Raw genomic sequence first — 14736 nt, 5'->3', positions numbered from 1 at the left:
GCGTTCTGCTGGTGATCCTTCGGGATCTGTTCCCCGCCTGGGAGATCTGGGTGTGCGACCGGGGCGTGTGGCGGGCGGCCGGGTTCACGCTGGTCAGCTCCTCCACGGTCGAGGGGCTGGTCGGGCATCTGGCGGGGGCGGACCCGGCGGCGTTCGAGCGGGCCGCGCGCCGGATAACCGGTTCGCTATAGCGGACGCGAGCAAAGGTATTGGCGGTTATGCCCTGCCGAACGTGATGATCTCGCCTACCTGAAAAGCGGGGGACGACGAAGGGAATTCCGTATGAGGAAAATCCGCCTGGCGGCGGCCGGTTCGCTGGCCGTGGTCGTCGCGCCGCTCGCGGTGAACGGGTCCACCGCGGCCCAGGCCGCGCCCCCCGACCCCTACGTCCCCGTCGTCTGCGGTGACCGGCGGCCCTCGGAGCCGGATCCGGGCAGCTTCGGGATGCAGTTCGACGGCACCTTCCGGCACCCCGCGCTCACCCCGCCGGGCGAGGAACGGCACTCGTTCCCCGGCGGGGCGCAGGACCTGTTCCCGAAGACCAAGGGTTATGACCCGAAGTCCCACACCTCCGGCCCGGTGAAAGTCGAGGCCGCTTACCGTGGGCCGGAATTCACGCCCGACTACTTCCACTCCTGGCAGAACGTCGTCGACTTCAAGGGGCGGCGTTATCTGTTCCAGTACGACCGGAGCGAGGGCCGCGTCTACGACGTCACCGACGTCCGCAAGGTGAAGGTCGTCGAGAAGCTGACCCGCAACGACGTCGACGGCGACGAGAGCAAGGGCAACGCGTCCTGGGCCCCGCACGACATGTGGGGCGCGTCCACGATCCAGTGGAACAAGAGGCTCAACGCCTACGTCATGGTCCAGAGCTTCGAGGCGCGGCGGCAGGTCTCCGAGCTGGGCGACGGCGTGGACAGGAGCAAGTTCAACAATCCCGCCGGGGTCGCCGCGCTCCGCAAGAAGATCGCGCTGAAGGGCTTCAAGGTCTACCGGCTGGACGGGCCGCGCAAGAAGGACTGGAAGCTGCTGGCCACGGTCACCACCGACGCGGCCGCGGCCGACCCGCTCAAGCCCGACATGACCAGGCCCCAGCAGGGGTCGGGGTCGCTGGACGTGCCGTACTACACCGGCGACAAGTACATGTTCATCGCGACCGCGCCCCGCGACTCGTGGGGCAACACCGAGGTCCCCACGTACCTGTACTCGCCCGGCTACCAGTCCTGGGACATGTCCGACCCCGCGCACCCGCGCAAGCTCGGCGAGTGGCACCTGCCCGGCCAGGTCGAGGGCGAGGAGGCCGCCTACCGGAAGAACCCCCGGTGCGGCAACCGGACCTCCTGGAACGGCGCGCGCATGCCGCTGTTCATCCCCAGGCCCGTCGAGCGGGGCGGCCGGTACGCGTTCGCCGCGCAGGGCGGGTTCGGGTTCACCGTGCTGGACATCTCCGACCCGGCCCGCATGCGGACCGTGGGCCACCTGGACCTGCCGCCGTCGGTCGGCGGCACCGAGGCCGACAACGTCGACGTCTCCCAGTACGCGAAGACCGGCATGGTGTACGTCAGCGGCTACCCCCTCGGCGAGGACTGCCACGAGCCGTACAAGGAGATCTTCCAGATCGACGTCCGCGACCCGGCCCGGCCGCGCATCGTCGGCGCGCTGCCCCGCCCGGTGCCGCCCAAGGGGGCCGGGTTCACCGACTACTGCCAGCGCGGCGGCTCGTTCGGTCCCAAGCGCTCCGGCTACTACACCTCGCCCGGCAACCCGCCGAACGGCCTGCTCGCCTACGGCTTCTACAACGCCGGGGTGCAGTTCTTCGACGTGCGGGACGTCCGCTGGCCCCGGATCGCCGGCCAGTTCGTCCCGCAGGGCTACAGCCCGCGCGTCCCGGACTGGGCGCTGGGCAACCAGACCCACGGCACCTACGTCGAGTGGGACCGGAAGATCGTCTGGGTGTTCACCAACGACGGCGTCTACGCCGTCTCCTCCCGGAAGCTGATCGGCGAGCCCAACCTGGGCAGGCCGCGGACCCCGTTCCGCAACTCCTGGCTGTGACTTGCGCCACCTGTCCCATGGATCCGTGCCAACCGCGGATCCATGGGGTAGGCTCAACCTCGTTGCAGTCTTAGCAGTTCCTCGTAGTTTCGCTCGACGAAGCGCCCGCGGAAGTTCTGGACGGCGGGCGTTTTCGCTTTCTCCCGGTGAAACGGGTGGATCGCAGAAGGGTCCGCACGCAGCCCCGGCCACCGAGGTGGCGGCCGGTGAGGCTTCATCGCAAGGAGAAAGATCATGGCTGAAGGTACCGTGAAGTGGTTCAACGGCGAAAAGGGCTTCGGCTTCATCGCGCCCGACGGTGGCGGCCCGGACGTGTTCGTCCACTACTCGGCCATCGCCACCCAGGGCTACCGTAGCCTCGACGAGAACCAGCGCGTGTCGTTCGACATCACCCAGGGCCAGAAGGGCCCGCAGGCTGAGAACGTCATGCCGCTCTAATTCCTGAGCTTCGAACGGCGCCCGGGGGCATCCGCCCCCGGGCGCCGTTCGCCTTTCCCGGGCGGTCAGGCGGCGGTGGTGACCTTCCACAGGTGGCCGTCCGGGTCGCTGAAGCAGCCGGAGTACCCGCCCCAGTCGGCGGCGGCCGCCGCCGCGACCACGGTGCCGCCGGCGGCCTCCGCGGCCCGCATGACCCCGTCGACCTCGTCCCTGGATTCGGTGATGAAGTGGTACGACACGCCGCGGAACCCCGTCCCCTCCGCCGGGACGCCGGCGTCCTGAGCCACGGCCTCCCACTCGTAGAGCGCGAGCATCGAGGACCCGTCGCCCAGGCGGCACCGGACGAAGCCGGGGAAGTCCTGGTCGACCTCGCAGCCCATGCCCTCGACATAGAACCTCCTGGCGCGATCCACATCCCGCACGCCGAGCATGATGACGCTCACCTGCAATGGCACGGTCGCCTCCCTGTCGTCGTCCTCCCGTCACGCTAGGACGGCCGGGGGGCCGGTGCTTCTCGATTCCTGACCGCTCCGGAGCGAGCCCTCAGACCCCGACGCGGCGGCGGGGCCGCAGCATCCGGCGGGCCGGGCGCACCACCCGCAGCAGCTCGCCGCCGATGTAGACGCCCGCGCCGATCGCCAGCGCCGTGGCCAGGGACTCGAGCAGGATCAGCCCGCCCCGGCCCGCGTTGCCGCCGGTGAGCTGGATCATCCCGCGGTACATCAGCGTCCCGGGCATCAGCGGCGCCACGCACGGCGTCACCAGGATCAGCGCCGGGACGCGGCGCAGCCGGGCGGCGGTCGCCCCGAGCGCGCCGACCAGCGTGGCGGCCAGGAACGTGGCCGGCGCCGACGGCAGGTCCAGGGCGCGCAGCTCCACGTAGGCGCCCCAGCTCAGCATCCCGCCCAGCGCGACCGGCGGCAGCCAGCGCCGTGGCACCAGGTGGTACACCGCGAACGCCGCCGCGATGGCCGCCGCGCCCAGCGTCTGCGGCGCGGCCACCGACGACGGCGCCGACGGCAGGTTCTGGAGCGAGATCGGAACGCCCTGCCGGGCCGCCACATAGGTCACCGCACCGATCCCGCTGAGGATCGCGGTGATCAGGAACAGCACCTCCACCAGCCGGGTGGTGCCGGTGACCAGGTCCCCGGCGATGCCGTCCTGCATCGCCACCACCAGCGCGCGGCCGGGGATCAGCGCGATCACCACGCCGACGATCACCGTGCCCGACCGCACCGGGGCGTCCACCGCCAGCAGCAGCACCGTGACCAGCGTGCCGATCGCCGCGGCCACCGCCATCTGGAAGAAGTCGGCGATGCCGCGCCGCCCCAGCCAGGCGCCGGTCCGGTCGCCCACCAGCGTCGCCAGGAACGCCGCGCACGCCGCGACGAACCCGCCGCCGACCAGCACCGCCCCGGCCGCTCCCAGCAGCGACAGCGCGCCCGCCTGCGCCCACCCCGGATAGGCGGGCCGCCGCCCGATGATGTCGCCCAGCCCGTACTTGGCCTGCTGGAGGCTGAGCCCCCCGGCGGCGGCGTCGCGTACCAGGTCGTGGATGGCGGCCAGGCGCGTGTAGTTGGGCTGGCGGCGGCGGACGCGGCGTTCGGCGGTGACCGGGGGGCGGCCGCCGCGCGGCAGGTAGGACAGGCCGACGGCGGCGAGGGTCACGTTGGTCTCGGGGTGCGGCAGCCCGTAGGCGCGGCCCAGCCGGGCCATCGCCAGGTCGGCGGCCTCGGCGGTGTCGCCGCCCGCCAGCATCAGCTCGCCGACCCGCAGCGCCAGGTCCATCGTGGCGTAGGCGTCCTCGCCGACGCCGGGCTCGGTCCCGGGGCCTCCCGGGCCGGTGCCCGCGTCGCTCGTGTCCCCCGACTCGGCCGTCACGCCGGTGGAGCCTAACCAGCGCGGCGGCGCGGATCAGCGGGGATCGGTGGCCATGGGGGAGTCTTTGCCCGCCGGGTCCCTGTCCGGCGCGGGCAGGCGTTCCCCCGAGCGGAGCCGGTCCAGCCCGAGCCAGATGAACTCGACCGCCATCTGCTCGGCGCGCTCGCGCGCGGTGTCGGGGTGCTCCAGCCACCACGACACCATCGACAGCATCGACCCGTACATCAGCGGGACCAGCAGCCGGGCGCGGCGCTCGTTGGCGGCCAGCTCGGCGGGGGACAGGGTCGGGTCCGAGCGGCGGCGGCGCAGCAGCAGGTCGGCGAACGCCTCCCCGAGCCGGTCGCGCAGGTCCCGCAGCTCCAGCCCCACCTCGGGCTTGTCGAGGTGCGTGATCACCAGGTTGTAGGCGTCCGGCTCGTCGGTGGCGTAGTCGAACAGCACCCGCACCATCGCGCGGATGCCGTCCATCGAGGACTGCTCGGCCAGCACCGCCGCGTTCAGCCGGGCCGTCAGATCCGCCACGATCGCCTCGGTGACCTGCGCGAACAGCGCCTCCTTGGAGTCGAAGTGCTGGTACAGCAGGGCCTTGGAGACCTGCGCGGCGGCGGCCACGTGCTCCATCTGGGTCAGGTGATAGCCGCGCCGCCCGAACTCGCCGAGCGCGACCCTCAGCAGCTGCTCGCGGCGGCGGGCGTGCGGCATGCGCCGCCGCACGCCCGGAGCCGCGTCCCCCGTTGCGTTAGCCATCAACCGGTGAACTTACCCAGTTCCGCGCGCGCGACGGACCGCACGTGCACCTCGTCGGGGCCGTCGGCCAGGCGCAGGGTGCGCAGGCCCGCCCACATCGCGGCCAGCGGCGTGTCCTCCGACACCCCCATGCCGCCGTGGACCTGGATCGCGCGGTCCACGACCTGGAGGGCGGCGCGCGGCACCACCACCTTGATCGCGGCGACCTCGGAGCGGGCGGCCTTCACGCCCTGCTCGTCGATCAGCCAGGCGGTCTTGAGGGTCAGCAGCCGGGCCTGCTCGATCGCCATGCGGGACTCGGCGATCTGCTCGCGCACCACGCCCTGCGCGGCCAGGGGCTTGCCGAACGCCACCCGCGACACCGCGCGCCGGCACATCAGCTCCAGCGCCCGCTCGGCCATGCCGATGGCGCGCATGCAGTGGTGGATGCGGCCGGGCCCGAGCCGCGCTTGGGCGATCATGAAGCCGTCGCCCTCCTGCGCGATCAGGTTCTCCACCGGGACGCGCACGTCGGTGAAGCGGATCTCGCAGTGGCCCTCCTGGTCGCGGTAGCCGAACACGGGCAGCGCCCGGACGACCTCCACGCCGGGGGTGTCCATCGGCACCAGCACCATCGACTGCTGCCGGTAGGGGTGGCCGTCGGGGTCGGTCTTGCCCATCACGATCATGATCTTGCAGCGCGGGTCGGCGGAGCCGGTGATCCACCACTTGCGGCCGTTGATGACGTAGTGATCGCCGTCGCGCTCGATGCGGGTGGCGATGTTGGTGGCGTCGGAGGAGGCCACCTCCGGCTCGGTCATCGCGAACGCCGACCGGATCTCGCCGTCCAGCAGCGGTTCCAGCCACCGCTTCTTCTGCTCGGGCGTGCCGAACATGTGCAGGACTTCCATGTTGCCGGTGTCGGGGGCGGCGCAGTTGGTCGCCTCCGGGGCCAGCAGCGGCGAGCGCCCGGTCACCTCGGCCAACGAGGCGTAGTCGGTGACGCTCAGCCCGTGCTCGGGGTCGGTGCTGCCGGGCAGGAACAGGTTCCACAGGCCCCGCGACCGGGCCTCGGCCTTCAGCTCCTCCACGATCGGCGGGACGGTGTGCTCCTCGCCCTTGGCGATCAGGTCGGCCCGCTGCCGGGCGTAGACCGGCTCGGCGGGGTAGATGTGGGAGTCCATGAAGTCCGTCAGGCGGCCGAGGTAGTCCTGGGCCCGTTCGCTCAAACCGAAGTCCATTCCGCTAGAGTAACTGACGAGTCAGTTACTTGTGGAGGGTCCCATGGCATTCGAGGGCGCGGGCAAGGTCGCTCTGATCACGGGCGGGTCCAACGGCATCGGGGCGGCGGTCGCCCGGAGGCTGGCCGAACAGGGCGCGCACCTGGTGCTCGCCGACGTCGACCGGGAACGCGGCGGCGCGCTGGCGAAGGAGCTGGACGCGGCCTTCGTCCGCTGCGACGTGCGCGAACCCGACGACAGCAAGGCGGCGGTCGCCACGGCCGTGGAGCGCTTCGGCGGCCTGGACCTCGCGTTCCTCAACGCCGGGGTCGCCAGCGGCTTCACCCTCGGCGACGACTTCGACGTCGAGCGGTACCGCCGCGCGATGGCCGTCAACCTCGACGGCGTCGTCTACGGCGTCCACGCCGCGCTGCCCGCGCTGCGCGCCCGGGGCGGCGGCGACATCATCGCCACCGCGAGCATGGCCGGGCTCACGCCCATCCCGCTCGACCCCGTCTACGGGGCGAACAAGACGGCCGTGGTCGGCCTGGTCCGCTCCCTCGGCCCCGCCTACGCCGCCGAGAACATCCGGGTCAACGCGCTGTGCCCGTCGTTCGCGCACACCGACATCATCGACCACATCAGGGACCACCTGGTCTCCACGAACTTCCCGATCCTGGAGGTCTCCGCCGTCGTCGACGCGTTCCTGGGAATCCTGAACGCGGAGGGAACGGGTGAGGCATGGTTCGTTGTGCCAGGTCGTCCCAGCGAACCGTTCAAGTTCCGCGGCGTCCCCGGCCCGCGCTGAACCAGAGAGGGAGAAATGCGCGCCATCCAGATCACCGAGTTCGGCGGCCCCGAGGTCCTGACCCTCGCCGACCTGCCCGACCCGGTCGCCGGGCCCGGCCAGGTCCTGGTCGACGTCTCCCGCGCCGGGATCAACTACGCCGACACCCACCAGGCCGAGAACAGCTACCTGTCCGCCGCCGAGCTGCCGCTGGTGCCCGGCGGCGAGGTCGTCGGCCGCACCCCCGACGGCCGCCGCGTCGTCGCGCTGGTCGGCACCGGCGGCTACGCCGAGAAGGCCGTGGCCCCCGAGGCGATGGCCTGGAACGTGCCCGAGGGCGTCGACGACGCCACCGCGCTCGCCATGGTCGTGCAGGGCGCGTCGGCGTGGCTGCTGCTGCGCCGCAGCGTCCACCTGGCCCCGGGCGAGTCGGTCGTCGTGCACGCCGCCGCCGGGGGAGTGGGCACCCTGGCCGTGCAGCTGGCCAGGGCATGGGGCGCGGGCCGCGTCATCGCCACCGCGTCCTCGAAGGAGAAGCGGGACCTGGCGCTGTCGCTGGGCGCGGACGCCGCGGTCGACGCGGGCGAGCCCGACATGAAGTCCGCCCTCATCGAGGCCAACGGCGGCCGCCGCGTGGACGTGGTGCTGGAGATGACCGGCGGCACCGTCACCGACCAGAGCCTCCAGGCGCTGGCGCCGTTCGGGCGGCTGGCGTTCTACGGCATGGCGTCGCGGCAGGCGCCGAAGCCGGTGCAGCCCGCCAACCTGATGAAGTACTCCACCACCGTCGCCGGGATGTGGCTCGCGCACGTCTTCCAGCTCCCCGGCGACGTGATGGGGCAGGCGCTGGACGAGCTGTTCGGCCTGGTCGCCGAGGGCCGGCTGAAGGCGGTGCCCGGCGGCGAGTACGGCCTCACCGAGGTCCGCCGGGCGCACGAGGACCTGCGGGCCCGCCGCACCACCGGCAAGCTGCTGCTGGACCCCTCCCGCTGACCCGTCCCGCCGACCCCGGGACGCCGACGGGCGACGGCCCGGCCCTACCCGGCCAGGCCGTTCTCGTAGGCGAACACGACCGCCTGGGTGCGGTCGCGCAGGGCCAGCTTCGTCAGCACGTGGCCGACGTGGGTCTTGATGGTCTGCTCGGCCAGCACCAGCTCGGCGGCGATCTCGGCGTTGGACAGGCCCTTGGCGATGAGCCGCAGCACGTCCATCTCGCGCGGGGTCAGCGAGGCCGTCGCGGCGGGGCTGGGCCGCTGGTGGTGCCGCCGCCGCGCGAAGTCGCCGATCAGCCGCCGGGTGACCGAGGGGGCCAGCAGCGCCTCCCCGGAGGCGACCACCCGCACCCCGTTGACCAGGTCGGCGGCCGAGGCGTCCTTGAGCAGGAACCCGCTGGCGCCCGCGGCGAGGGCCTCGTAGACGTACTCGTCGAGGTCGAACGTCGTCAGGATCAGCACCTTCGGCCGCAGCTCGGCGGGGTCGGCCCCGGCGGCGGCGCGGGCGCCGACCAGCTCGCCGGTGGCGGCCAGCCCGTCCAGCTCCGGCATCCGGATGTCCATGACCACCACGTCGGGGTCGAGCTCCCGGGCCATCTCCACGGCTTGGCGGCCGTCACCGGCCTGCCCCACCACCTCGATCTCGGGGGCGGAGGACAGCAGCGCGGCGAGGCCGTCGCGGATCATGATCTGGTCGTCGGCGATGAGCACCCGAATCGTCACGGAGGCACTTTACGGGGAAGGGGCCCTACGTCGAGGCCTCGTAGGGGATCTCGGCCCGCACGAACCACCCGCCGTCCGGCGCGGGCCCGGCCTCCAGGGCCCCGCCCAGCATCGTGACGCGCTCGCGCATCCCGACCAGGCCGTGGCCGCCGCCGCGCCACTCCTCCCGGTCCCGCCGCGCGCCGCCGTCGGCGACCGTGATCGTGAGCCGGTCGCGGCCGTAGCGCAGCTCGACCGCCACGCGCGCGCCGGGCGCGTGGCGGCCGGCGTTGCTCAGCGACTCCTGCACGATCCGGAACGCCGACAGGTCCACCCCCGCCTCCAGCGGCCGGGGGACCCCCACGATCGCGACGTTCACCGCCAGCCCGTGGTGCTCGGCCGACACCAGCAGGTCGTCCAGGCGGTCCAGGCCGGGCTGCGGGGCGCGCTCGGCGCCCTCGTCGTCGGCGCGCAGCAGCCCCACCACCCGCCGGGTCTCGGTGAGCGCCTCGCGGGCGGCGTCCCGCACCACCACGAACGTGTCGCGCGCCGCGTCCGGCAGGTCGGGGATCTTGTAGGGGGCGGCCTCGGCCTGCATCGCGATCACCGACATGTGGTGGGCGACCACGTCGTGCAGCTCGCGGGCGATGCGGGCGCGCTCCTCCAGCACCGCCTGCCGGGCCAGGTCGCGGCGGCGCAGCTCGGTCTGCTCGGCCAGGTCCGCCACCAGCGTGCGCCGCGCGCCGATCGCGTCGCCGAACGCCAGCGCCACCACCGTCAGCGCGACCAGGATCGCCGCGAACCAGGCGGCCGTCCCGTGCGCGACCGCCGCGCCCAGGACCACGGTGGTGACCGCGCCGACCGCCACCGTCGTCCGGCGCGGCACCGAGGCGCCCACCCCGAACAGGATCGCCAGCAGGGCCAGGAACGCGGGCACCGGCCACGGCCAGAACCCCCGCCCGCCCACCGCCAGCAGGCACAGCACGAACCCGAACGCCGACGCCCGCCAGGCGTGCAGGGGCCACCGCGCCGCGACCGCCAGCGGCCCCGCCATCAGCACCCCGATCGGCCAGGCCACGTCGGCGTTCACCTTCGCGCTCCCGGCCAGGAGCGCGATGGACCCGGCGGTGAACCCGGCGCCCAGCACCGCCAGCACCCCCAACGCCGGGTACCGGTAGCGGCCGCGCACCGACATCAGCGGGCCGGCGGGCTCGCCGCGCCGGGGCGTCAGCGCATCGCGCAGGCCGTCGCTCAGGCCGTGCGGCCACGGGGCGGGGGAGGACTCGTTCATCGTCCGCGAGCCTAGGCCGCCGGACCGCCACCCGTAATGACCCCGGAGGAGGAGATCGCGACCACCGCCCCAGGTAGCGGTCGCCGCGCGGCGGCCGGGCGCCCCGAAAGCTTGATCCGTTCGCGGCGGCGACGGACACTGCGGAAATGGCTGGTGATCTCAGACACCCGATCTTCGCCCGGCTCTATCCCCGGATGGACGCCGCCACCGCGCGGATCGGCGGCGCGGCCCACCGCGACGAACTCCTCGACGGCGCCTCCGGCCGGGTGCTGGAGATCGGCGCCGGATACGGGGCGAACTTCGCGCACTATCCCAAGACCGTCGGCGAGGTGGTCGCGCTGGAGCCGGAGCCGACGCTGCGCCGCCGCGCCGAGGAGGCCGCCGCCGTCGCGCCCGTCCCGGTCACGGTGCGCGCGGGCGTCGCCGAGGACCTGGACCTCGACGACGCCTCCTTCGACGTGGCCGTGGCCTCGCTGGTGCTGTGCTCGGTCCGCAACCCCGTCCGGGCGCTGGCCGAGATCCGCCGGGTGCTGCGCCCCGGCGGGGAGCTGCGCTACTACGAGCACGTGCGGCACCGCGACCCCGGCGGCGTGCGGTTCCAGCGCTACGCCGACCTGGTGTGGCCCTACCTGGCCGCCGGATGCCGCAGCTCCCGCCCCACCGACGAGTGGATCGCCCGCTCCGGCTTCACCGTGCTGCGCGAGCGGCGCTTCTCCTTCCCTCCGTCGCGGCTGCCCAACCCCGCCGCCCCGCATGTGATCGGCGTTGCGGTGCGTGACTGACGCCGCATCCGGTTTCCGGCATAAGCCCAGCTCGGTAGGGAAGATCACCGTGCATGACTACAGAGGGTGGTGACGCGGTCGGCCGGCCGCAGGCCGAACCCTCGCACTCGGCCGCGATCGCCGCACTGCTGGCGGGGGCGGCGGCCCTGGGCGGGTTCCTGTTCGGCTACGACACATCGGTGATCAACGGCACCGTCGAGGCGCTGAAGTCGCAGTTCCATCTGAACTCCTTCGTGGTGGGCCTGGTGGTGTCCTCGGCGCTGCTGGGCTGCGCGGTGGGGGCCTGGTTCGCCGGCCCGCTGGCCGACCGGTTCGGCCGCGTCCGGGTGATGCAGGCCGCGGCGCTGCTGTTCGTGGTCAGCGCGCTGGGCTCGGCGCTGGCGTTCAACGCCTGGGACCTGACCTTCTGGCGGGTGGTCGGCGGCCTGGCCATCGGCGCCGCCTCGGTGATCGCCCCCGCCTACATCGCCGAGATCGCCCCCGCCGACCTGCGCGGCCGCCTCGGCTCGCTCCAGCAGATGGCGATCGTGCTGGGCATCTTCGCCGCCCTGGTGGTGGACTACATGATCGCCCGGGTCTCCGACGGGGGAGCGGCCGGGGAGTTCCCCTGGGGCGGCACCGCCTGGCGGTGGATGTTCGCCAGCGCGGTCGTGCCCGCGGTGATCTACGGGGTGATCGCCTCGACCATCCCCGAGTCGCCCCGCTACCTGGTCAAGAAGCGCAAGCTGGACCAGGCCCGGCAGGTCCTGCTCAAGGTCACCGGCCGGGGCGGCGACGTGGACCTGAAGATCCGCGACATCGTCCGGTCGCTGACCACCGAACGCCAGGTGAAGCTGTCGGACCTGCGGGGCCCCCGGCTCGGCCTCAGGCCGATCGTGTGGGTCGGCATCCTGCTGTCGGTCTTCCAGCAGTTCGTCGGCATCAACGTGATCTTCTACTACTCCTCCACGCTGTGGCAGTCGGTCGGCTTCAGCGAGGACGACGCCATGATCACCTCGGTGATCACGTCGGTCACCAACGTGGTGACCACGCTGATCGCCATCGCCCTGGTCGACAAGATCGGACGGAGGAGGCTCCTGCTCGTCGGCGCGGCCGGGATGGCGGTCACCCTCGGCACCATGACGGTCTGCTTCGCCACCGCGCCGGTCGTGGGCGGCGAACCGCACCTCGGCGAGGTCGCCGGGCCCCTCGCGCTGATCGCCGCCAACCTCTACGTGCTGTTCTTCGGCGCCACCTGGGGCCCGGTGGTGTGGGTGATGCTCGGCGAGATGTTCACCAACTTCATCCGCGCCTCCGCGCTGGCGGTGGCGGCCGCCGCCCAGTGGATCGCCAACTGGCTGATCACCGTGTCGTTCCCCGGCATGGCCTCGCTGGGACTCGGGTTCGCCTACGGCTTCTACGCGCTGTGCGCGGCGATCGCGTTCGTGTTCGTGCTGCGCGACGTGCCCGAGACCAGGGGCCGCGAGCTGGAGGACATGGACCAGCTCGAAACCCCCCGCGTCCGGGCCTGACGGCTGGGCTACCATGGGGGCATGGCGGCGGTGCTGAGCACGACGACGCCGGGGACGCCCCGGCGCGATCACCGCACGCCCTAGAACCTGACACGCGGTGAGGCCCCGGGAGCGATCCCGGGGCCTCACCGCTTTCCGGGGTCGCGTCCGGGGCGCGCCGCCCGGCCGACAGGAGCGCCCCATGCCCCCGGATGCGTCCGGCGACGATCCCGACTCGATAGCATCGGAAAACCCTGAACCCGTCCCACCACCGCGAGGAGAACCCGTGTCCACCGTGTCGTCTGAGCTGCGCGTCACCCTCGACGGGAGCGAACGAGTGGTGCCCGCCGGCGCGACCGCCGGACAGGCCCTCGAAGCGGACGGCCGCACCGTGATCGCCGCCCGGGTCAACGGCGAGCTGCGCGACCTGGAGCACGTGCTGGGCGACGGCGACGCCGTCGAGCCCGTCGAGATCGGCTCCGACGACGGCCGCGCGATCATGCGGCACTCGGCCGCGCACGTCATGGCCCAGGCCGTCCAGGAGCTGTTCCCCGAGGCCAAGCTGGGCATCGGCCCGCCGGTCGAGAACGGCTTCTACTACGACTTCGACGTGGCCGAGCCGTTCACCCCCGACGACCTCAAGCGCATCGAGAAGCGGATGCGCGAGATCGTCAAGCAGGGCCAGCGGTTCTCCCGCCGCCCGGTGTCGGACGAGGACGCCCGCGAGGAGCTGGCCGGCGAGCCCTACAAGCTGGAGCTGATCGGCCTCAAGGGGTCGGCGGGCTCCGAGGACGGCGCGAACGTCGAGGTCGGCGCGGGCGAGCTGACCATCTACGACAACCTCGACGCCAAGTCCGGCGAGCTGCGCTGGAAGGACCTGTGCCGCGGCCCGCACCTGCCCAGCACCCGCGTCATCCCGGCGTTCAAGCTGATGCGCACCGGCGGCGCCTACTGGCGCGGCAGCGAGAAGAACCCGCAGCTCCAGCGCATCTACGGCACCGCCTGGGAGTCCAGGGACAAGCAGGACGAGTACCTGAAGCTCCTGGAGGAGGCCGAGAAGCGCGACCACCGCAGGCTCGGCGCCGAGCTCGACCTGTTCTCCTTCCCGCCGGAGCTGGGCTCCGGGCTCCCGGTCTTCCACCCCAAGGGCGGCATCATCCGCAAGGTGATGGAGGACTACATGCGGCAGCGGCAGATGGAGGCGGGCTACGAGTTCGTCAACACCCCGCACCTGACCAAGTCGTCGCTGTTCGAGATCTCCGGTCACCTGCCCTACTACGGCGAGGACATGTTCCCGGCGTTCGAGGTGGACGGCACCGACTACCGGGTCAAGCCGATGAACTGCCCGATGCACAACCTGATCTTCCGGGCGCGCGGCCGGTCCTACCGCGAGCTGCCGCTGCGCCTCTGCGAGTTCGGGTCGGTGTACCGGTACGAGAAGTCCGGCGTGGTGCACGGCCTCACCCGCGTGCGCGGCATGACCCAGGACGACTCGCACATCTACACCACCAAGGAGCAGATGGGCGACGAGATCAAGTCGCTGCTGAACTTCGTGCTCAGCGTGCTGCGCGACTTCGGTCTCAGCGAGTTCCACCTGGAGCTGTCCACCCGCGACGACTCCGACAAGTTCATCGGCGAGGCCGCGGACTGGGAGGAGGCGACCGAGGCGCTGCGCCAGGCCGCCCTGGAGTCCGGGCTGGAGCTGGTGGACGACCCGGGCGGCGCGGCGTTCTACGGCCCGAAGATCTCGGTGCAGGCCAAGGACGCCATCGGCCGCACCTGGCAGCTGTCGACCATCCAGCTCGACTTCAACCAGCCCAAGCGGTTCGGGCTGGAGTACCAGGCCGCCGACGGCACCCGGCAGACCCCCGCGATGATCCACCGGGCGCTGTTCGGGTCGATCGAGCGGTTCATGGGCGTGCTGATCGAGCACTACGCGGGCGCGATGCCGCCGTGGCTGGCCCCCGTCCAGGTGGTCGGCATCCCGATCGGCGACGCGCACGTGCCGCACCTGGAGAAGGTCGCCGAGCGGCTGCGCGGGCGCGGCGTCCGGATCGAGGTGGACGCCTCCGCCGACCGGATGCAGAAGAAGATCCGCAACGCGCAGAAGCAGAAGATCCCCTTCATGCTGCTGGCCGGGGACGACGACGTCGCCAAGGACGCGGTGTCGTTCCGCTACCGCGACGGCGAGCAGAAGAACGGCGTCTCGATCGACGAGGCGGTCGAGGAGATCGTCAGGGCGGTCGAGGACCGCGTCCAGGTCTGACCCCGGGACCGGCCGCCGCGACGGCGGGAACCGCGCCCCCGGCCGGTTCCCCCCGCCGCGGCGGGGCGGCGACTTGCGCCGTTCGGCGGGCGGGGCGCCGGGCGGT

At 72.5% G+C, this 14736-nt stretch carries 14 protein-coding genes; 8 read left to right on the top strand and 6 right to left on the bottom strand.

The window, feature by feature from the left end:
- The first annotated feature begins 11 nt into the window (after window positions 1-11).
- The 3 genes from HNR61_RS39450 (at window position 12) to HNR61_RS39440 (ending at window position 2493) form a co-directional block, all read left to right on the top strand.
- Entirely contained in the window at window positions 12-191 is a 180-nt protein-coding gene (locus tag HNR61_RS39450; protein ID WP_182848255.1) for a hypothetical protein, read from the top strand.
- A 91-nt stretch (window positions 192-282) separates the two neighbouring features.
- Entirely contained in the window at window positions 283-2055 is a 1773-nt protein-coding gene (locus tag HNR61_RS39445; protein ID WP_220510348.1) for an LVIVD repeat-containing protein, read from the top strand.
- A gap of 234 nt (window positions 2056-2289) precedes the next feature.
- Window positions 2290-2493, top strand: a complete 204-nt coding sequence (locus HNR61_RS39440; protein ID WP_067815429.1) for a cold-shock protein — start codon at window positions 2290-2292, stop codon at window positions 2491-2493.
- 65 nt (window positions 2494-2558) lie between these two features.
- Here the strand turns inward: HNR61_RS39440 and HNR61_RS39435 are convergent, their stop codons facing one another.
- From HNR61_RS39435 to HNR61_RS39420, 4 genes are all read right to left on the bottom strand, one after another.
- A complete protein-coding gene (locus HNR61_RS39435) occupies window positions 2559-2948 on the bottom strand; it encodes a VOC family protein (RefSeq protein WP_182848254.1) in 390 nt (129 codons plus the stop codon).
- An 88-nt stretch (window positions 2949-3036) separates the two neighbouring features.
- The gene (locus HNR61_RS39430) at window positions 3037-4374 is read right to left on the bottom strand and encodes a threonine/serine exporter family protein (protein WP_312898320.1); all 1338 of its coding nucleotides are present in this window, start codon (window positions 4372-4374) and stop codon (window positions 3037-3039) included.
- 33 nt (window positions 4375-4407) lie between these two features.
- On the bottom strand, window positions 4408-5121 hold the full coding sequence (locus HNR61_RS39425; RefSeq protein ID WP_182848253.1) for a TetR/AcrR family transcriptional regulator: 714 nt from the start codon (window positions 5119-5121) through the stop codon (window positions 4408-4410).
- Window positions 5121-6341, bottom strand: coding sequence for an acyl-CoA dehydrogenase family protein (locus HNR61_RS39420; protein ID WP_182848252.1), 1221 nt, complete (start codon window positions 6339-6341; stop codon window positions 5121-5123). Before HNR61_RS39420 ends, HNR61_RS39425 begins: the two co-directional genes overlap by 1 nt.
- 43 nt (window positions 6342-6384) lie before the next feature.
- On the opposite strand from HNR61_RS39420, the gene HNR61_RS39415 reads away from it, so the two are divergent.
- The gene (locus tag HNR61_RS39415; RefSeq protein WP_182848251.1) at window positions 6385-7128 is read left to right on the top strand and encodes an SDR family oxidoreductase; all 744 of its coding nucleotides are present in this window, start codon (window positions 6385-6387) and stop codon (window positions 7126-7128) included.
- Window positions 7129-7143: 15 nt separating this feature from the next.
- A complete protein-coding gene (locus tag HNR61_RS39410) occupies window positions 7144-8100 on the top strand; it encodes a quinone oxidoreductase family protein (protein ID WP_182848250.1) in 957 nt (318 codons plus the stop codon).
- Between the two features lie 44 nt (window positions 8101-8144).
- Here the strand turns inward: HNR61_RS39410 and HNR61_RS39405 are convergent, their stop codons facing one another.
- Together HNR61_RS39405 and HNR61_RS39400 are read right to left on the bottom strand one after the other, a co-directional pair.
- Window positions 8145-8822, bottom strand: coding sequence for a response regulator (locus HNR61_RS39405; RefSeq protein WP_182848249.1), 678 nt, complete (start codon window positions 8820-8822; stop codon window positions 8145-8147).
- A gap of 25 nt (window positions 8823-8847) precedes the next feature.
- Window positions 8848-10092: a sensor histidine kinase gene (locus tag HNR61_RS39400; protein WP_182848248.1), complete on the bottom strand. Its 1245-nt coding sequence runs from the start codon at window positions 10090-10092 to the stop codon at window positions 8848-8850.
- A 146-nt stretch (window positions 10093-10238) separates the two neighbouring features.
- Here HNR61_RS39400 and HNR61_RS39395 point away from each other — a divergent pair, with 146 nt between their 5' ends.
- The 3 genes from HNR61_RS39395 to thrS all read left to right on the top strand — a co-directional run bounded on the left by HNR61_RS39395 (window position 10239) and on the right by thrS (window position 14630).
- Window positions 10239-10874 carry a class I SAM-dependent methyltransferase gene (locus HNR61_RS39395; protein WP_182848247.1) on the top strand — a complete coding sequence of 212 codons (636 nt, stop codon included), beginning with the start codon at window positions 10239-10241 and terminating at the stop codon, window positions 10872-10874.
- Window positions 10875-10927: 53 nt separating this feature from the next.
- Window positions 10928-12385, top strand: coding sequence for a sugar porter family MFS transporter (locus HNR61_RS39390; protein ID WP_182848246.1), 1458 nt, complete (start codon window positions 10928-10930; stop codon window positions 12383-12385).
- A 265-nt stretch (window positions 12386-12650) separates the two neighbouring features.
- Complete coding sequence (gene thrS, locus HNR61_RS39385) at window positions 12651-14630, top strand: threonine--tRNA ligase (RefSeq protein ID WP_312898319.1); 1980 nt, start codon at window positions 12651-12653, stop codon at window positions 14628-14630.
- Window positions 14631-14736: the final 106 nt, after the last annotated feature.

The sequence above is a fragment of the Actinomadura kijaniata genome (genome assembly GCF_014138665.1).
GTDB lineage: Bacteria > Actinomycetota > Actinomycetes > Streptosporangiales > Streptosporangiaceae > Spirillospora > Spirillospora kijaniata.
This window is presented reverse-complemented; position numbering and strand designations above follow the sequence as displayed.

Coding starts and splice junctions, on each gene's coding strand:
- HNR61_RS39445 (WP_220510348.1), top strand. CDS start 283: ATGAGGAAAATCCGCCTGGCGGCGGCCGGTTCGCTGGCCGTGGTCGTC.
- HNR61_RS39440 (WP_067815429.1), top strand. CDS start 2,290: ATGGCTGAAGGTACCGTGAAGTGGTTCAACGGCGAAAAGGGCTTCGGC.
- HNR61_RS39425 (WP_182848253.1), bottom strand. CDS start 5,121: ATGGCTAACGCAACGGGGGACGCGGCTCCGGGCGTGCGGCGGCGCATG.
- HNR61_RS39420 (WP_182848252.1), bottom strand. CDS start 6,341: ATGGACTTCGGTTTGAGCGAACGGGCCCAGGACTACCTCGGCCGCCTG.
- HNR61_RS39415 (WP_182848251.1), top strand. CDS start 6,385: ATGGCATTCGAGGGCGCGGGCAAGGTCGCTCTGATCACGGGCGGGTCC.
- HNR61_RS39410 (WP_182848250.1), top strand. CDS start 7,144: ATGCGCGCCATCCAGATCACCGAGTTCGGCGGCCCCGAGGTCCTGACC.
- HNR61_RS39400 (WP_182848248.1), bottom strand. CDS start 10,092: ATGAACGAGTCCTCCCCCGCCCCGTGGCCGCACGGCCTGAGCGACGGC.
- HNR61_RS39395 (WP_182848247.1), top strand. CDS start 10,239: ATGGCTGGTGATCTCAGACACCCGATCTTCGCCCGGCTCTATCCCCGG.
- HNR61_RS39390 (WP_182848246.1), top strand. CDS start 10,928: ATGACTACAGAGGGTGGTGACGCGGTCGGCCGGCCGCAGGCCGAACCC.